This is a genomic window from Deferrisoma camini S3R1 (assembly GCF_000526155.1).
GTDB classification, from domain to species: Bacteria; Desulfobacterota; Deferrisomatia; order Deferrisomatales; family Deferrisomataceae; genus Deferrisoma; species Deferrisoma camini.
In genome coordinates this window covers 4,039,985-4,057,857 of sequence record NZ_JAFN01000001.1, presented here as the reverse complement: position 1 = coordinate 4,057,857, position 17,873 = coordinate 4,039,985, and the positions used below count along the sequence as shown (strand labels likewise).

The 17,873-nt window shown below is 71.8% G+C and carries 16 protein-coding genes; all 16 read right to left on the bottom strand.

Translation table 11 applies throughout. The features are described 5' to 3' along the window. Positions 1 to 9: 9 nt before the first annotated feature. The 16 genes from DEFCA_RS0117880 to DEFCA_RS0117805 all read right to left on the bottom strand — a co-directional run bounded on the left by DEFCA_RS0117880 (position 10) and on the right by DEFCA_RS0117805 (position 17,867). Positions 10 to 1,197: a M20 metallopeptidase family protein gene (locus DEFCA_RS0117880; RefSeq protein ID WP_025324367.1), complete on the bottom strand. Its 1,188-nt coding sequence runs from the start codon at positions 1,195 to 1,197 to the stop codon at positions 10 to 12. After that, positions 1,194 to 1,643, bottom strand: a complete 450-nt coding sequence (locus tag DEFCA_RS21095; RefSeq protein WP_025324366.1) for a PaaI family thioesterase — start codon at positions 1,641 to 1,643, stop codon at positions 1,194 to 1,196. Before DEFCA_RS21095 ends, DEFCA_RS0117880 begins: the two co-directional genes overlap by 4 nt. Before the next feature lie 91 nt (positions 1,644 to 1,734). After that, positions 1,735 to 2,847, bottom strand: a complete 1,113-nt coding sequence (gene lpxK / locus DEFCA_RS0117870) for a tetraacyldisaccharide 4'-kinase (protein WP_025324365.1) — start codon at positions 2,845 to 2,847, stop codon at positions 1,735 to 1,737. Beyond that, positions 2,826 to 4,133 carry a 3-deoxy-D-manno-octulosonic acid transferase gene (locus tag DEFCA_RS0117865; protein ID WP_025324364.1) on the bottom strand — a complete coding sequence of 436 codons (1,308 nt, stop codon included), beginning with the start codon at positions 4,131 to 4,133 and terminating at the stop codon, positions 2,826 to 2,828. Before DEFCA_RS0117865 ends, lpxK begins: the two co-directional genes overlap by 22 nt. After that, a complete protein-coding gene (locus tag DEFCA_RS0117860; protein ID WP_025324363.1) occupies positions 4,130 to 4,774 on the bottom strand; it encodes a lysophospholipid acyltransferase family protein in 645 nt (214 codons plus the stop codon). Before DEFCA_RS0117860 ends, DEFCA_RS0117865 begins: the two co-directional genes overlap by 4 nt. Further along, on the bottom strand, positions 4,771 to 6,561 hold the full coding sequence (locus tag DEFCA_RS0117855; protein WP_025324362.1) for an ABC transporter ATP-binding protein: 1,791 nt from the start codon (positions 6,559 to 6,561) through the stop codon (positions 4,771 to 4,773). Before DEFCA_RS0117855 ends, DEFCA_RS0117860 begins: the two co-directional genes overlap by 4 nt. Beyond that, a complete protein-coding gene (gene lpxB / locus DEFCA_RS0117850; protein WP_025324361.1) occupies positions 6,558 to 7,649 on the bottom strand; it encodes a lipid-A-disaccharide synthase in 1,092 nt (363 codons plus the stop codon). The genes DEFCA_RS0117855 and lpxB overlap by 4 nt, the downstream gene beginning before the upstream one ends. Beyond that, positions 7,639 to 8,439, bottom strand: coding sequence for an LpxI family protein (locus DEFCA_RS0117845; RefSeq protein ID WP_025324360.1), 801 nt, complete (start codon positions 8,437 to 8,439; stop codon positions 7,639 to 7,641). Before DEFCA_RS0117845 ends, lpxB begins: the two co-directional genes overlap by 11 nt. A 2-nt stretch (positions 8,440 to 8,441) precedes the next feature. Further along, positions 8,442 to 9,221 carry an acyl-ACP--UDP-N-acetylglucosamine O-acyltransferase gene (lpxA, locus tag DEFCA_RS0117840; protein ID WP_025324359.1) on the bottom strand — a complete coding sequence of 260 codons (780 nt, stop codon included), beginning with the start codon at positions 9,219 to 9,221 and terminating at the stop codon, positions 8,442 to 8,444. A gap of 112 nt (positions 9,222 to 9,333) precedes the next feature. Beyond that, positions 9,334 to 9,768, bottom strand: a complete 435-nt coding sequence (gene fabZ / locus DEFCA_RS0117835) for a 3-hydroxyacyl-ACP dehydratase FabZ (protein ID WP_025324358.1) — start codon at positions 9,766 to 9,768, stop codon at positions 9,334 to 9,336. A gap of 217 nt (positions 9,769 to 9,985) precedes the next feature. Beyond that, a complete protein-coding gene (lpxD, locus tag DEFCA_RS0117830; protein ID WP_025324357.1) occupies positions 9,986 to 11,050 on the bottom strand; it encodes a UDP-3-O-(3-hydroxymyristoyl)glucosamine N-acyltransferase in 1,065 nt (354 codons plus the stop codon). A gap of 451 nt (positions 11,051 to 11,501) precedes the next feature. Beyond that, positions 11,502 to 12,032: an OmpH family outer membrane protein gene (locus tag DEFCA_RS0117825; protein WP_025324356.1), complete on the bottom strand. Its 531-nt coding sequence runs from the start codon at positions 12,030 to 12,032 to the stop codon at positions 11,502 to 11,504. A 494-nt stretch (positions 12,033 to 12,526) separates the two neighbouring features. Further along, entirely contained in the window at positions 12,527 to 14,782 is a 2,256-nt protein-coding gene (gene bamA / locus DEFCA_RS0117820; protein ID WP_025324355.1) for an outer membrane protein assembly factor BamA, read from the bottom strand. After that, positions 14,779 to 15,471 (bottom strand): ABC transporter ATP-binding protein, encoded by a 693-nt coding sequence (locus tag DEFCA_RS0117815; protein ID WP_025324354.1) that lies wholly within the window; start codon positions 15,469 to 15,471, stop codon positions 14,779 to 14,781. The genes bamA and DEFCA_RS0117815 overlap by 4 nt, the downstream gene beginning before the upstream one ends. Next, positions 15,468 to 16,634 (bottom strand): cyclic nucleotide-binding domain-containing protein, encoded by a 1,167-nt coding sequence (locus DEFCA_RS0117810; protein ID WP_025324353.1) that lies wholly within the window; start codon positions 16,632 to 16,634, stop codon positions 15,468 to 15,470. The genes DEFCA_RS0117815 and DEFCA_RS0117810 overlap by 4 nt, the downstream gene beginning before the upstream one ends. Positions 16,635 to 16,643: 9 nt before the next feature. After that, entirely contained in the window at positions 16,644 to 17,867 is a 1,224-nt protein-coding gene (locus DEFCA_RS0117805; RefSeq protein ID WP_025324352.1) for a lipoprotein-releasing ABC transporter permease subunit, read from the bottom strand. Positions 17,868 to 17,873 lie beyond the last annotated feature (6 nt).

Genomic DNA, 17,873 nt, shown 5'->3' with positions numbered 1-17,873 from the left:
CGACCGAAGTCAATCCAGCAGCTCCTGGGCCGCGGCCAGCAGCACCGCCACGCCCACGGGTAGGCACCGCTCGTCCAGGTCGAACCGGGGGCTGTGCAGCGGCTCGGCCCGGGTGGGGTCGGCGCTCGCGCCCAGCTGGAGGTAGCAGCCCGGCACCCGGTCCAGGATGAACCCCATGTCCTCGGCCCCCATGGTCCGGTGGGCCGGCCGCACGGCACCCTCGCCCAGCACCGAGGCCGCGGCCCGGCCCACCCGCCGGGTCACCTCGGGGTCGTTGCGGGTCACCGGGTAGCCCTGGCCCCGCTCCATGCGGAACCCGCCCCGGTGGGCCGAGGCGACCCCGCGGCCGACCCGCTCGATCCCCTCGAGCAGATGGTCGCGCACGCCCGGGTCGAAGGCCCGCAGGGTGGCTAGGAGCTCCACCTCGTCGGGGATCACGTTCTCGGCGGTGCCCCCTCGCACGGCCCCCACCGTGAACACCGCCGGATCCATGGGATCGGTCTCCCGGCTCACCAGGCTCTGGAACGCCAGGATCCCCTCGGCCGCCATCACCACCGGGTCCACGCACAGGTGGGGCAGGGCGCCGTGGCCGCCCTGCCCCTCGAACACCAGCCGCAGCCGGTCCATGCTGGCCATGACCGGCCCCGGCGACACACCCACGGCCCCCACCGGGAACCCCGGCCACACGTGCAGGGCCACCGCCGCGTCCACCGGGTAGCGGTCCAGCAGCCCCTCCTCCAGGAGCCGATCGGCGCCGCCGCCTCCCTCCTCGGCCGGCTGGAACACCAGCACCACCCGCCCCTTCGGCCGGATCTCGCCGGCGGCCAGGCAGTCGGCCACGGCGAGCAGGATCGCCGCGTGGGCGTCGTGGCCGCAGGCGTGCATCCGGCCGGGGTGCTCCGACGCGAACGCGAGCCCCGTGGCCTCGGTCACCGGCAGGCCGTCCAGGTCGGCCCGCAGCATCACCGCCGGCCCGTCCGGGCCGAACACAGCCGCCCCCCCCGTGCCGCCGGCGAACCGCTCGAACCCAACCTCCCGCTCCCGCAGGAACGCCTCCACGAGGGCGGTGGTCTTCTCCTCCTGGAACCCGGGCTCCGGGATCCGGTGCAGGGCCCGCCGCAACGCCACCACCAGCTCGGCCCGGGCCCGGGCCGCCTCGCCGGCCGGGCCGGCCAGATTCACGGTCTGAGGGCTCACGGGTGGGGCGACCGCAGGAACACCATCTCGGTGACCCGCAGGACGTCGTCGTTCCCCTGGGTCACCTCCACCACGATCCGGGCGATCCGGCCCTGGGTGTCCACCACGTGGGCCGAGGCCACCGTGTCCTCGGAGGGATCCGCGCCCTTCACGAAGTGGACCTCACAGTTCAGGGGCAGGCCCACGAACCCCAGGGTGTTGGCGGCCGCGGCCATCACCTGCTCGGCCAGGGCGAACAGCGCGCCCGTGTGCACGAACCCGAGGAAGTTGGGCAGGAGCTCGCCGGCCGGCAACCGCGCCCGGGCCCGGCCCGGCTCCAGGGCCTCGTAGGCGATGCCCAGCTCCCCGGCCAGGGGCGATCCTTCCAGGGCCGTGCGCAAGCCCTCCAGGTCCTCCGCAGCGATCGCTTCGAGCACCGGTTCGGGCAGTTCGAGTCGAGACGGCATGCCCTTCCTCCTTTCGGCAAAACAGTGGGAACCGCCGGCCCATGATGCCGCGGGCCCGGCCGGGCCGCAAGCCCGAGCCCGTCGGCCGGCCTCACCCCTTCCCGGCCGCCTTCATGGCGCGGTCCAGGGCCGTCTCCAGCACGGCCTCGTCGTCCACCCGGAGCCGGATGGCCAGGGCGTAGGTGGGGGCCCCGGCCGGAACGGGTCCGGCGAGCCGGACCGCGTCCTTCTCGGTGGTCACCAGGGCCTCGGCGTTGACCAGGCGGGCCCAGCGGGCGAGCTGCTCCCGGTCCTCATCGGAGTAGGGGTGGTGATCCGGGAACGGGACCGCCTCCACCACCCGCAGCCCCAGGGCGTCCAGGTCGCGGAAGAACGCCGCCGGGTCTCCGATGCCGGCAAAGGCCAGGATCTTCCGGCCCCGCAGGGCCTCCAGCGCCAGGGACCCGCCGCCGGCCAGGTCGGTCCAGCCGGCTGGATCGTGGGAGGTGGTCAGGATCGGGGCCTCGGGCGCGTACCGGCCCACCAGCTCCCGGGTTCGCTCGATCCGGCCGGCCGGCACCCCCCGGGTGCGGGTCAGCAGCACCAGGTCCGCGTCGGCCAGGGCCCGGGGGGACTCCCGCAGCAGCCCCCGGGGCAGGCACCACCCGTTGCCGAAGGGGTTCTGCACGTCCACCGTGACCACGTCCAGGTGCCGGCGGAGCCGCAGGTGCTGGAATCCGTCGTCCAGCACCAGGGCCTGGGCCCCCAACTCCACCGCCACCCGGGCCGTGCGCCTCCGGTCGGGCCCCACCACCACGGCCACCTCGGGCAGCCGCCTCGCCAGGAGCACGGGCTCGTCCCCGGCCTGCCGCCAGTCGGCCACCTCGCCCCGGCCGTCCGAGACCACCGTGACCGGCCCCTCGGCCCGGCCGCCGTACCCCCGGCTCAGCACCGCCGGCCGCACCCCCCGGGCCAACAGGAGCCGGCAGATCCGCTCCACGCAGGGGGTCTTGCCCGTGCCGCCCACGGCCACGTTGCCCACCGAGATCACGGGCACTCCCGGGTCCTCGGACCGCAGCACCCCCCGGCGGTAGGCCCAGCGCCGGGCCGCCTGGATCTGGGCGTAGCCCCATCCCGCCGCGGCCAACGGCGCGAGCAGGACCCGCGACCCCGCACCGAGGGCGGGCCGGGACAGGAGATCCTTCACCCAGAAGTACAGGGACATGGCAACCCGTCGCGCAAGGCATCCTCCAACGCCGCCAGGGCCCTCTGGGTCGCGCCCCGGTTGCGGTCGAACAGCGCCAGGGACGCCGCCCTCACCCCCTCCGGGTCGCCGGTGAGGTACGGCTCCAGGGCGGCCGCGAGTCCCTCGGGGTCCCGGACCTCGGTGCCCAGCCCGTGCTCCCGGATCTCCGCCACCAGGTCGCGGATGTTCGCCGCGTGTGGGCCCAGGACCACCGGCACCCCCCAGACGAGGGCCTCCAGGGGGTTGTGGCCGCCCACAGGCGCGAGGGTCCCCCCCACGAATGCGACCGCCGCCGCCCCGTACAGGTGTGGCAGCACCCCGAACCGGTCCACCACCAGGGCCCGGCCCTCCCCCAGGGCCCGGCGCACGGCCCCCTCGCCTTGCTCGGCCGCATCGGTCCACCGGACCGGCTCCACCCCCTCGGACCGGAGCTCCTCCTCGGCCTGGGCCAGCCGTTCGAGATGGCGCGGGGCCACCACCAGCCCGGCCTGCACCCCCCTTCGGGACAGCCGCCGGACGGCCCGGGCCACGGCCCGTTCCTCACCCGGGTGGGTCGATCCGGCCACCACCACCCGCGCCCCTTCCGCGGCCCGCCGCACCAGCCGGGTGGCCGGGTGGGACGGATCCGGGTCCGGGAGGTCGAACTTCAGGTTTCCGCCCACCTCGACCCGATCCGGTGGCGCTCCCAGGGCCAGAAACCGCCGGGCGTGGTCCTCGGACTGGGCCTGGATGCATCGGAACCCCCCGAGCACCGGGGCGAGGAGCCGCCTCACCCGTCGGTACCGGAGAAAGGATCGGTCCGAGATCCGAGCGTTCACCAACAGCACCGGCACGCGCTGGCCGCGCAACGCCCCCAGGAAGCCAGGCCAGAGCTCGGTCTCCACCAGGATCACGGCCCGGGGCCGAAGCCGGGCGACCAGGCGACCGAGCCACGGCAGGGGATCCAGGGGCAGCAGCCTGCCCCACGCGGGGTCCCCGGCCAGCTCGCCCGCCACCTGGGCCCCGGCCGGGCTCGTGGCGGTCACGAGCACCCGGCGGCCCCGGGTCCGGAGCTGCCGCACGAGGGGGGCGGCCGCCCTGAGCTCTCCCACGCTGGCGCCGTGGACCCACACGCACCGGCGGGGCGGATCGGCCCACAGGCCCAACCGCTCGCCCCACCCCACGCGATACCGGGGATCGGTGAGGGCCCTGGCGGCCAACACGGGGGCGGCCGCCAGCACGCCCGCGGTTCCCACGGCCCGGTAGAGGGCCAGGAACGCGCTCACGGCGGCACCCGGCCCACGCGGGCATCGGCCCGCTCTGTGGCCCGAAGGATCGCCCCCTGGATCACCGCCCGGACCCGCTCGATCGGCTCCCCGCGGCCGAACCGCAGCGGCGGCCCCAGCACCAGCTCCACCCTGCCGAACGGCAGGGGGACCTGGAACCGGTCCCACGAGGGGGCCACCCACCGCCGGGAGTACGCCACCCCCACCGGCACCACGGGCACGCCGCTGCGGACGGCGGCCATCGCCACCCCCGGCTGGACGCGGTACCGGGGTCCCCGCGGCCCGTCCGGGGTCAGGGCCACGTCCCGGCCCGAGGCGAGGTGGCGCAGCACCCCCCGCAGGGCCATGGCCCCGCCCCGGGACGACGACCCCCGGATCGGCACGTACCCGAACCGCTCGACGATCCGCGAGATCAGCTCGCCGTCGTCGCTACGGCTGATGACCACCCCGATGCCCCGGTCCCGGTAGGGCACCAACGGGCCCAGCAGCCGGTTGTGCCAGAACGCCCACAACATCGGGCCCTCGGCCCGGGCGGCCTCGACCGCTGCCCTGCCGGAGATCCGGTACCGGCTGGTCCGGCCCACCACCCCCAGATACCCGGCCCCCGCCCGGCACGCCCAGCCCAACGCGGCGGGATTCACCCCAGCGCCTCCCCGAACTGGAGCCGGCACAGCCTCGCATACTCCCCGCCGCGGGCGACGAGCTCCTCGTGGTTTCCCCTCTCCACCACCCGGCCGTCCCGGAGCACCAGGATCAGGTCGGCGTGACGCACGGTGGCCAGGCGGTGGGCGATCACGAAGGTCGTCCGGTTGGCCATGAGCGCCTCCATGGCCGCCTGAACCTCGGACTCGGACTCCGAGTCCAGGGCGCTCGTGGCCTCGTCCAGGATCAGGATCGGCGCGTCCTTGAGGATGGCCCGGGCGATCGCGATCCGCTGCTTCTGCCCCCCGCTCAGCAGGTCCCCCCGCTCCCCCACCACGGTGTCGTACCCCTGGGGCAGGGTCAGGATGAACTCGTGGGCATGGGCGGCCCGCGCGGCCGCCTCCACCTCGTCGTCGCCCGCGTCCGGCCGGCCCACCAGGATGTTCTGGCGGACCGTGTCGTTGAACAGGAAGGTGTTCTGGGTCACCACCGCCACGGCCCGGCGCAGGCCCTCGATGCGAAACTCCCGGATGTCCACCCCGTTGATCCGGATGACCCCGTCCGTCGGGTCGTAGAACCGCGGCAGGAGCTTCAGGAGCGTGGACTTGCCCGACCCGCTCGCCCCCACGAGCGCCACCACCTGCCCCCGCCGGGCCCGGAAGCTCACCCCCCGGATCACCTCGCCCTGGGCCGGGTCGTAGGCGAACCGCACGTTCTCGTAGGCCACCTCCTCCACCGGCCCGTCCAGATCGCGGTCTCCCCCGCGCTCCCAGGGGGGCAGGGGTTGGGCCATCACCCCGAACACCCGTTCGGCCGCGGCCAGGGCCTGCTGGATCGAGTTGTTCAGGTTTCCGGCGCGCTTCAGCGGGTCGTACAGCATGAACAGGGCCGTGAGGAAGCTGAAGAACTCCCCGGGCGTGGTCTCGCCGGCCAGCACCCGGCTCCCCCCGTACCAGATGATGGCCGCGGCTGCCACCGCCCCCAGGAACTCCAGCAGGGGGGCCGTGGCCTCGTTCAGGCGGGCCCGCTTGAGGCTGATGCGCCGCAACCGCTCGCCCTCGTGGTGGAACCGTTCGATCTGCCGATCCTCGCACCCGAACGACTTGACCACCTCGATCCCGGAGAACGACTCCTGGAGCACGTTGGACAGGTCCCCCACCCGCTCCTGGCCCTTGCGGGTGTAACGCCGCACCAGCTTGCTGATGCGCTTCACCGGGTAGGCGGCCAAGGGGGCCACCAGCAGGGAGATGGCCGCCAGGCCGGGGTCCCGAACGAACAACACCGCCAGCAGGCCGGCCGCCGTGACCCCCTGGCGGAGCATCTGGATCATGTTGGGGATTGCGCCCTGCATCAGCCCTACGTCGCTCGTGACCCGGGCGATCAGGGTGCCGGTGGGGTTCTTCTCGTGGAATCCGAACTCCCGGTACTGCAGGTGGGTGAGCAGGTCGTCGCGCATGGCGAGGATCACGGCCTCGCCCACCCAACGCATGACGTACGACTGGAGGTACCGGCAGATGCCCTTGACGGCGTACAGGCCCAGCAGGGCCAGGGGCAAGACCTTGAGCTTCCACTCGTCGTGCCGGATGAAGATGTCGTCCAGCACCGGTTTGACCAGCCAGGCAGTGGCGCCGGCCGAGGCCCCCACCACGCCCATGCACAGGAACGAGAACACGATCCGGTGCCAGTGGGGCCGGAAGTACCGGCCCAGCGCCCGCAGGAGGGCCCACGAGCCGAGGTCGCCGGGCCCCTTGAGGCCGGGCGGGGGGGTCAGGGGTCGGCGGCTCATCCCCGCTCCTCCAGGAACCGGGCGACCCGTTCGGCGGCCCGGCGGGCCGCCCCCGGCTCTCCCACCTTCCGGCGCACCTCGGCCAACCCTTCGACCATCCGTGCCCGGGCCCCGTCGTCCCCCAGCAGGCGCACCGCGGCCCGGACCACCTCGGCCACCGGCCGCTGCACGAACTCGGGCACCACCTCCCGACCTGCGATCAGGTTGGGCAGGGCCACGAACGGGACACGGACGAGCAGCCGGCCCAGCCAGTACGTGAGGGGGTTCACCCGGTACACCACCACGGTGGGCACCCCCACCAGGGCGCACTCCAGGGCGGCCGTGCCCGAGGCGGCGATCACCAGCTCGCTGCGCTCCATCACCCCCAGGGCGTCGTCGGTGAACTCCATCCCGCGCGCGTCTCCGAACCACTCCCGATCCACCCCAGGCGCCAGGGGCACCGTGAACCGCAACGGGCGGTGTCGGGCCAGCTCGTCCGCGACCTGCCGCAGCAGGGGCCAGATCCGCAGGATCTCCCCCTTGCGGCTTCCGGGCAGCAGCCCCACCCGTGCCGGCTCCGGGCTCCACCGCCGACCCGCCACGTGGTCGGCCACGGGCGAGCCCACGTACCAGACCCGGACCCCCCGGTCCCTCCAATACGGCTCCTCGAACGGCAGGACCACCAGGGCCTCGTCCACCCGATCCCGGACCTTGCGGACCCGCCAGGGCCCCCAGGCCCACACCTTGGGGGGGATGTAGTACACCACGGGCACGCCGAGCCGCCGCGCCCGGGCCGCCAGGGCCAGGTTGAACCCGCCGAAGTCCACGGGGAGAAAGAGGTCGGGACGGTCGGTGAGGAAACGGCGCACGACGGCCCTCCGGGCCCGCAGCAGCGCCGGAAGGCGGCCGGCCGCCTCCAGCAGGCCCATGGCCGACAGGGTCTCCGAAGGGATCAGGATCTCGGCCCCGGCCCGGGCGAGCCGCGACCCCCCCACCGCCCATGCCCGGAACCGCACGCCCCGCTCCGCGAGGGCCCCCAGCAGGTTCGCCGCGTGCAGATCCCCCGAGGCCTCGCCGGCGGAGACCGCCAGCACCGGTTCAGAACGCAAGGATCGTCAGATTGTGGCGGTCGGCCAGGGCCACCGCCTCGTCCTGCTGGAAGAAGAAGGTCTTCCCCCCCTCGATCGCCAGCACCCGGGCCCGGGCGTCGAGGCAGGCCACGATCGTGTCGAGCCCCACCGCGGGCACGTCGAACCGCAGGTCCTGGCGGGGCTTGGCCACCTTCACCACCACCACGTCGCCGTTGCCCAGGCTCCCTCCCCGGCGGATCGCCTGGTCGGTGCCTTCGATCGCCTCCACCGCCAGTACCGCCCCCCGCTTGACCACCACGGTCTGCCCGATGTCCAGCTCCCCCATGGACCGGGCGATCTCGGCGCCGAACGACACGTCGGACCGCTCCTCGTCGGTGGGCTGGCGCTTCGTGAACACGCCTGCCCCGGGCAGGTACTCGTCCATGTAGGTGGTCTGGGGCAGCAGCTCGATCCCCTCCTGGGCCAGGATCTCGGCCACCTTGAGCATGATGGTGTCGTCCTTGCGGTCCCGCAGCCCCCACAGCAGGGTCAGGGTCTTCACGTCGGGCCGGAAGTCCCGGAAGATCCGGACCTTGTGGACCTTTCCGGCCACCACCGCCCGGGTCACCTTCTCCCGGGACAGGAGCTTCAGGAGCCTGCCCACCTTGCCCAGGGGCATCCAGTGGACCTGCTCGGCCTCCTCCTCGATGGCCGGGTCGGCCTCCTCCTGCAGGGCCACCACCACCGGCTCCACGCCCCGCTTGCGGGCCTCCCGCACGAACAGCCGGGGGAACTCCCCCGCCCCCGCGATCACCGCGATGCGATCCATGGTCAGCGCGTCACTCCCCGTTCCGATCGTTCCAGGAACTCCACGAACCGGCGGACCTCGGCCACCTCGAAGTCCGGCCCGGCCCGCACCTCTGCCAGCGCCTTCTCCAGGGTCATCTTGGACCGGAACACGGTCCGGTAGGCCCGCCTCAGGGCCTTGAGGGCCTCGTCCCCGAAGCCCCGGCGCTTGAGCCCGGTCAGGTTCAGGCCGAACAGCTTGGCCCGGTTGCCAGCGGCCGACACGAACGGCGGCACGTCCAGGGTCACGGCCGAGCAGCCGCCGATGAACGCATGGGCCCCGATCCGCACGAACTGGTGCACGGCCGACAGCCCCCCCACGATGGCCCAGTCCTCCACCACCACGTGGCCCGCCAGGTTCACGGCGTTGGCCAGGATCACGTGGTCCCCCAGCTGGCAGTCGTGGGCCACGTGGCTGTAGGCCATCAGGAGGCAGTCGTCCCCCACCCGGGTCACCCCGCCCCCCCCGGCCGTGCCGATGTTCACGGTGGTGAACTCCCGGATCACCGTGCGGGCGCCGATCTCCAGGCGGGCCTCCTCACCGCCGTACTTGAGATCCTGGGGGATCGTTCCCACGGAGGCGAACGGGAACACCCGGCACCCCTCCCCCAGGGTGGTCCAGCCCTCCACCACGGCGTGGGCCCCGACGGTGGTGCCCTGGCCGATCCTCACGTGGGGCCCGATCACGGCAAAGGGCCCGATCTCCACGCCTTCGGCGATCTCGGCCCCTTCGGCCACGACGGCCCGCGGGTCGATCTTGGTCACGATGTCTTTCTCCTCGCCACTCCGACCGAAGCGGGGTGGACGGGCGGACCCGCCTCCTCGGCGCCCGGGGGTGGGCTCCACCACCGGGGGCTCGGCCGTTGGCTCTTGTAGATTATCCCTCGGTGATCACGGCCGACAGGTGGGCCTCGGTCGCCACCTCCCCGTCCACCCGGGCCGCGGCCTCGAAACTCCAGAACCCCTGGCGACGCTTCTCCACCCGCACGTGGAGCCGCAGCTGGTCGCCGGGCACCACGGGCCGGCGGAACCGCACCCGGTCGATGCCCCGGAACAGCATGAGCTTCCCCTCCACGCACTCCTGCGTCGTCTGCAGCGCCAGGATGCCCCCCGCCTGCGCCAGGGCCTCCACGATGAGCACCCCCGGCATGATCGGCCGCCCCGGGAAGTGGCCGGTGAAGAACGGCTCGTTCACCGTCACGTTCTTGAGGGCCTCGATCCGGTCGCCCGGGACCAGTTCCACCACCCGGTCCACCAGCAGGAAGGGGTAGCGGTGGGGCAGACAGGCAAGAATCTGCTGGATGTCGATCATCGGTCCTCCTTATCAACCCGGCGGATCACCAGGCGCTCTTGATCCCTGATCAAAGGGGCAAGGGATCTGCCGGAGAGACGGGCGCAGCCGTGTCAGTGGACAGATTTCAGAGTCCAGTCGACAGGGGCCTGGCTATGCGGTTTCCTCCTGTCCCCTGTCCGCTGATTCCTGGTTCCTGAACTGCAGGTCCCTCGCCCCTCCCTCCGCAGTGACGCGTCTATTCTTTCGCCGGATCAACAGAAGGCGAGGTGGCCGCCCGGCCCCGGACCCGGGCCTCCAGCTCGGCCAACCGCCGCTCCATGGCCTTCATCTCCCGCCGCAGGTCCGGCAGGCGCTTGACCACCGCCTGGGCCCGCAGCCACTCCCCGTGGGGGATGGCCGGGCTCCCCGACACCACGGCCCCTGCCGGCACGTCGGACCCGATGCCCGACTGAGCCCCCACCATGGCCCCGTCCCCGACCCTCAGATGGCCGGCCACGCCCACCTGCCCGGCCAGGACCACCCGGTGGCCGATCCGGGTGGAGCCGCTCACCCCCACCTGGGCCACGATCAGGCAGTCCTCCCCCACGGTCACGTTGTGCCCGATCTGCACCAGGTTGTCGATCTTGGTGCCCCGGCCGATCCGGGTCTCCCCCAGGGCGGCGCGGTCGATCGTGGTGTTCGCACCCACCTCCACGTCGTCCTCCAGGACCACCCGCCCCACCTGGGGGATGGGCACGTGGCGGTGGCCGTCCCGGGCGTACCCATATCCGTCCGAACCCACCACCGCGCCCGGCTGGAGCACCACCCGGTCCCCCAGAACGCACTCCTCCCGGACCACGGCGTTGGCGTGGAGCACGCAGCCCCGACCCACGCGGGCGCCGCGACCCACGTACACCCCCGGGTACAGGACGGTGCCGGCCCCCACCCGGGCGCCGGCGTCCACCCGGCTGCCGGGCAGGGCCGTCACCCCCTCCTCCAGGCGGGCATCCGGATGGATCCAGGCCCCTTCGTGCACCCCCGGCTCGGGCCGGGGACGCGGATGCAGCAGCTCCACCGCCCGGGCGAACGCCAGGTACGGGTTCTCGGTCACCAGGGCGGCCCGCCCCTCCACGGCCTCGGCCGGCGCCACGATCACGGCCGCGGCCCGGGTGGTGGCCAGGAGCGGCCGGTACTTGGGATTCGACAGGAACGACACCTCGCCCGGCCCGGCCCGGTCGAGCGTGGCCACCCCCGTCACCTCCACCGCCGGGTCGCCCCGCAGCTCGGCTCCCAGCTTCTCCGCCAACTCACCCAGTGTCATGGCGACTCCTGGTAACTTCGGTCGTCGGTCATCGGTCTACGGTCGTCGGTCTGGGGCCTTCGGCCCGGTAGGCGGCTAGGCGGCCAGGCGGCTCTCGGACCGCGCCAAAGCCCGGGGGGCATGGGGTCTGCTGGAGACCCGCGCGCGGCTCCCATGCTCGCCGCGCAGGACCTCCAACGTTTGCACCGTGAAACCGTTCGTCCCCGGCCGGACCGTCATGAAACCGTTATTGCAGCGCCGTGTCTGCGCGGCGAATCTCATGCCTGGCTTCGCGCGCGGCCGGAAGCAGGCCCCATGCCTCCGCCGAAACCGATCGAGAACCCGCCGCCCTCGGACTACGGTCGTCGGTCTGGGGCCTTCGGCCCGGTAGGCGGTTAGGCGGCCAGGGGGCTCTCGGACCGCGCCAAAGCCCGGGGGCATGGGGGCTGCTGGAGTGCCGCGGGCGGCAGGCTCACTCGGCCGGCAGGCCCTCGTCGTACCGGCGGATCACCTCGTCGGTGATGTCGATCGCCTTGGGCATGAACAACACGCCGCCCTCCTGGCGCTCCAGGATCAGGGTGTACCCCTCGGTCTCCCCCAGCTTCTGGACCACCTTCTGGAGGTCCCGCAGGATCCGACGGGTCAGCTCCTGGTCCTTGCGCTGCAGGGCCTGCTGGCTCTCCTGGAACTTCGCCTTGAACGCTGCGAGCCGTTCCTTGTACTCCCGCTCCTTCTCGGCCCGGGCCGTCTCCGACAGAACCAGGCCCTGCTTCTCGATCTCCTCGCGCAGGGCCTTGAGATCGGCCTCCTCCTTCTCCAGCTCGGCCTTCCGGCGGTCCGCCTCGGCCGTGAACTCGGCCTTGTACTTCTTGCCCATGCGCGACTCGTTCAGGCAACGCTGGAGATCCACGACCCCGATCTTCACCGTCTCGGCCGCCCGCACCGCGGGCGCCAGGAACCCCGCCAAGAGGATCACCCCCACCACGATCGCAACCCGTCTCATCTCGTCCTCCTCAAATCCATGGAAGCGACGGCTCCTTTGATCAACTTCGGTCGTCGGTCAACGGTCGTCGGTCTGGGCCTTCGGCCCCCCAAAAGGGCTAGGAAGTCGGAAGGCTAAAAACATCTTTTATCTCTAATGGTTGCCATCACAACAGTCTCTGAGGGGCATGGGGTCTGCTGGAGAGCCGCGTGCGGCTCCTTGGCTCGCCGCGCAGCGCCTCCACCGCTTGCCCCGTGAAATCGTTCGTGTCGACCGGTCTGTCATGAAACCACCGCTGATGCCCCGTGCCTGCGCGGCGAATTTCAATGCCCGGCTTCGCGCGCGGCCGGAAGCGGACCCCATGCCCCACCGCCGAAACTGTGCGGGGATCGGTTCGAAGTTATTTCTTCGCAAACAGGCCGCCTCGCGGTCTACTGGAGCTGAATTCTGGCTCCTGAAGCCCATGCCCCGCCGCCGGCAATGGCCCCGACCCGCAGAAACGCCTGCCAGCCCCCTCAGAAGAACCCGCCGATGGTGAACTCCCACTGGGCCTGATCCTCGTCCGGCTTGCGGTCGAGCACGTACCCCCACTCGAGGCGCAACGGCCCCATGGGGCTGAACCACCGCACCCCGGCGCCGACGCTCTGGCGCAGGCCGGTCTCGAAGAACGCCTGCCCCTCGTCCCAGGCGTTGCCGGCGTCGTAGAAGACCACGCCCCGCAGCTTGGCCTCCTTGATCAGGGGGAACAGGTACTCCAGGTTCACCAGGATCTGCTTGTCCCCCCCGATCACGTCGCCGGTGGCGGAATCGACCGGCCCGATGCTGCGGGTGTCGAAGCCCCGGAGGCTGTTGATGCCGCCCAGGTAGTACCGCTCGTACACCGGGATGTCCCGGCCCAGCAGGGAGTGGACGAACCCGGCCCGGGCCCGGACGTGGAACACGTGCTCCCACCACAAAGGGGCATAGTGGGAGGCGTCGACCTCGTACTTGAGGTAGGCCGCGTCACCCCCCAGGAGCCCCCCCGCCCACTCCACGCTCCATTGGGCCCGGGTTCCCGCGTGGGGCTCCCACAGGTTGTCCACGGTGTCGTAGATCAGCAGGCCCGTGAACGACGAGGTCACCGTGGTGCCCAGCTGCTCTCGGATCAGGGTCGAGGCGAACTCGCTCACGTTCTTGACCTCGGCCTCCTCCAGCCGGTAGATGCCCCGGAGCTTCCAGTCCTCGTTGAGGGACGTGCCCAGCTTCAGGTCCCCCCCCAGCGAGAACTTGTCGTAGTCGGTGTAGCTGCGGATCGACTTGTACACGTCGAACCCGAAGTACCAGTAGGTGTCGAACACCCGGGGGTTGTTGAAGGTGAAGCTGTAGGTCTCACGGGTGGAGCCGAAGTTGGCCTGGAGCGCCAGCTGGTACCCCAACCCCATGAAGTTGCGCTGGCTCACGTTGGCCATGCCGATGATCTTGTCCACCGACGAGTACCCCGCGCCGAAGCTGAACGCGCCGGTGGGCTTCTCCTCCACCTCGATCGTGATGTCCACCAGGTCGGTCCCCGGCCGGCGCTGGGTCGACACGTTCACCTTCTCGAAGAACCCGAGCCGCCGGACGTCGCGCTCGCTCTTTCGAAGCGCCGTGGCGTTGTACAGGTCTCCCTCGGCCAGGCGCATCTCCCGGCGCAGCACCCGGTCGCGGGTCTTGGTGTTCCCCCGCACCTCGATCCGACCGATGCGGATCCGGTCCCCCTTGTGGATCTCGAACGTCACGTCCACGGTGCGCCGCTTCCGGTCCACCTGGGTGCGGGGGTTCACGTCGGCGAACGCGTACCCCAGGTCGGCGTACAGGTCCGTCACCTTGTCGTAGGCCCGCCGCAGGTCCTCGCTGCGGAACAGATCCCCCTCGCGGATGCCGACGGCCTCGGCCAGCTCCTGCTGGGAGAACTCCAGGTCGCCCGAGAACGAGACGGTCCCGAACGCGTACACCTGGCCCTCGCGCACGGGGATGTCCACCTTGATCCACCTTCGGTCCGCCGTGAGGCTCACGAGGGGGTCCAAGACCTCGGCCTCGGCATACCCGTGGTTCAGGTAGTACGCCCGGATCATCTCCCGGTCCCGCTCCAGGTCGGTCTCCTGGAACGTGCCCGCGCCGCTCAGCCACGACCACGGCCCCACGGGACGCAGGGCCAGGTACTTCTCGAGCTGCTCCTCGTTCGCCTGGTCCACACCGGCCAGGTTCAGGGTTTTCAGCCGGACCTTCTCCCCCTCCTTCACCCGAAACACCAGGTCCACCTGGTTCTTGCCGTCGTCCAACGGCACGATCTCGTGGGTGACCTCGGCCAGGTAGTAGCCCTTCTCCCGGTACAGGGCCCGGATGGCCTCCTCGGCCTGCTGGATCTGGGCCTCCAGCAGGATCTCTCGGGGCCGAAGGGACACCTTATCCTTGAGGTCCTCCGGGTCCAGATGCTCGGCTCCCTCGGCCCTCCACTCCCGGAGCGCCGGCCGCTCCTGGACCAGGAAGGTCAGGACCCCGTCGTCCCCCAGGTCGGCCACCACGTCCTCGAAGTAGCCCAGCCCGTAGATGGTCCGGATGTCCTCGCGCACCTGGCGGGGGTCCAGCGGCTGCCCGGCACGGGTTCCCACCTTCTGCAGGATCAGGCCCTCCTCGATCCTGAGGTTGCCGCGCACCCGCACCTCCGTCACCACGTTCGCGGCCCAGGCGCAGGCCACCCACACCAGCACGGTCGCCACCGCGCCTACCACCATCCGACCGGCGCGGCTCACGTCCCGTTCCTTTCGTCGGCGGCGATGCGGCCGTCCACCAGGGTCACCACCCGGTCCATCCGCCGGGCCAACTCGGGGTTGTGGGTCACCACCACCAGGGCCACGCCCGTGCGGCGGTTCCACTCCAGCAACAGTTCGTGCACGGCCTCTCCCGTCCTGTAATCGAGATTTCCCGTCGGTTCGTCGGCCAACAGCACCTGGGGCTCCGTCACCAGGGCCCGCGCGATGGCCACCCGCTGCTGCTCCCCGCCCGACAACTCCCCCGGCCGATGGTGGATGCGATCGGCCAGTCCCATCTGCTCCAACAGCCAGTCGGCCCGGGCCTCGGCCTCCTTGCGGGGCACCCCTCCGATCCGGGCCGGAAACGCCACGTTCTCCAGGGCCGTGAACTCCGGCAGGAGGTGATGGAACTGAAACACGAACCCCACGTTTCGGTTCCGAAACCTCGCCAGCTCCGGGTCGCGCCGGGCGAACAGGTCCTCGTCCCGGAACCACACCCGCCCGCCGGTGGGCCGATCGAGTCCTCCCAGGATGTGGAGCAGGGTGGACTTGCCCGCACCCGACGGCCCCACCACCGCTGTGCGCGCCCCGGCCTCCACGGTGAGATCGATGCCCTTCAGAACCCGCAGCTCCCCCCCGGGCTGGGGGTAGGACTTCTCCAGGGCCTCCGCCCGCAGGACCGCCGTCACGGTCTCTTCCCCAGGATGCGGGCCACGGTGTCCCGTGCCCGGCCGTCCCGCAAGGCCTCCAGGGCCTGCCGGACCTGGGGATGACGCCCCATCACCGGCTCCAGGGCCTCGGCCCGGGCCCGGAGCACCTCGCCCGCCTCCTCGGCCGTCACCGTGGCCGTGCGCGGGGTGCGGCTCACCAGAGCCACCTCCCCGAACAGGTCGCCGGGACCCAGGGTGGCCAGGACGACCGGCTCCTCCCGGCCGGGCGGCACCGTCCACACCCGAAACCGCCCGCGCTTGACGATGTACACCGAACGGTCGTCCTCCCCCTCCCGCACCACGTCGTCCCCCGCATCCACCCGCACGATCTCGAAGCGGCGGGCCAGCTCCTTTCGTTCCTCCGGGGGCAACGAGCGGAATGCGTGGGACGCCGCCAGCACACCGTCGAGCACCCGATCCCGGTAGAACGCGTGCAGGGCGTCGGCCACCCCGGGGTACCGCTCGATCAGGGCCTCCACGTCCTCGCGGCGGATCTCCAGGAGCTCGGCCGGGGTCACCGCCACCACGTCGGCGTTCCGGGGCTCGTGGCTGAAGAACGCCGCCTCCCCGAAGAACGACCCCTCGCCCAACTCGGCCAGCACCGTGCCCTGGCGCTCCACGCGGACCACCCCCGAGGTCACGACGAACACCGACTCCCCCGGATCCCCCTGGCGGAACAGCGTCTCCCCCATGGACAGCGACCGGGGGATCGTCTTCTGGAGGACCCGCCGGAACGCTTCGGGCTCCAGGTCCGAGAACAGGGGGATCTTGGGCAGGGGCCGCTCCTTCTCCCGCCCCCGCCGGGCCAGCCCCCGCTGGGCGTAGAGTTCGGCCAGCCGCCGGCCCACGTCGTCCGCCTCGGGGTCGCAGCGCTCCAGGATCTTGTACACCGCGATGGCCTGCATGAGGAACCCCCCCCGCGCGTACCGGTTGGCCAGCTCCCGGTACGCCTCGGCCGCCTCCTTCGTGCGCCCCAGCTTGGCCCGCAGATCCCCCACCCGCCGCAGCACGGCCAGGTTGTCCGGATCCTTGGCCAGCACGCGCTCGTACGCGGCCAGGGCCGCGGCCCATTGCCCCTTGGTGTACAGGGCGTCGGCGTGGCTCTTGTCATCCTTCTTGCTGCGCCGGAAAAAGAGGGCCATGGGGGCTCGTCACTCGTAGCGCAGGATCTCCACCGGATCCATCCGCGCCGCCTGCCACGACGGGTACAGGGTGGCCAGGAAGCACAGGGCCAAGGCGCACCCCGCCACGATGAGGAACACCTCGGGCTCCATCACCACCGGCAGGGTGTCGATGTAGTAGACGTCACTGGGCAAACGGATGAACCGGTACCGCTCCAAAAGGGAACACAGTCCCCAGCCGCCGATCAACCCCATGGCGGTTCCCAGCCCCCCGATCACCATGCCCTCGGCCACGAAGATCCGCCGAATCGTCCGGGCCGTGGCGCCCATGGACTTGAGCACCCCGATCTCCCGGGACTTCTCGAGCACCACCATGATCAGGGTGGCCGCGATGTTGAACGCGGCCACCACCACGATCAGCGCCAAGATGATGAACATGGCCGTCTTTTCCAGCTTCAGGGCGCTGAACAGGTTTCGGTTCATCTCCATCCAGTCCCGGGCCCAGTACCCGGCGCCCAGGACCGACTCGATGCGCCGGGCCGCCCGGCGGGCGTCGTACAGGTCGGCCACGCGCACCTCGATCCCGCTGACCCCGTCCCCCAGACGCAAGAAGTCTTGGGCCTCCGCGAGCGAGGTCACCACGATGCCCGTGTCGTACTCGTACATGCCCGACGCAAACAGCCCCTTCACCCGGAACGCCCGGATGCGGGGCACCAGCCCCAAGGGGGTGAGCCCTCCGGCCGGGCTGACCAGCTGCACCGTGTCCCCCACCAGGATCCCCAGGTTGCGGGCGAGCTCCCGGCCCAGGATCACGCCGGGCCCGTCCCGGGTCAGGTCCGAGAGGCTCCCCTCCACCAGGAACCGGCTCAGGTCCGTGGCGTCGCCGGCGGTCTCGGGGTCCACGCCCCGAAGCAGGGCCGCGGTCACGTTGCCCCCGTAGACCAGCATCACCTGGCCCGACACGAACGGGGTGGCCGCCACCACCCCTTCCACCGCCCGGACCTTCCGGGTCACCCGGCGGTAGTCCGTGAGCGTGCCCCCCATGGGGTACACCACCACGTGGGCGTTCGTGCCCAGGATCTTGTCGCGCAGATCCCGCTCGAACCCGGTCATAACCGACAGGACCACGATCAGGGCCGTGACCCCCACCGCCACCCCCCCCACGCTGATCCAGGTGATCAGCGAGATGAACCGCTCCCGGCGGCGGCCCCGCAGGTAGCGCAGGGCCACCCACAGTTCCAGGGGGAGTTCCATCGCTGC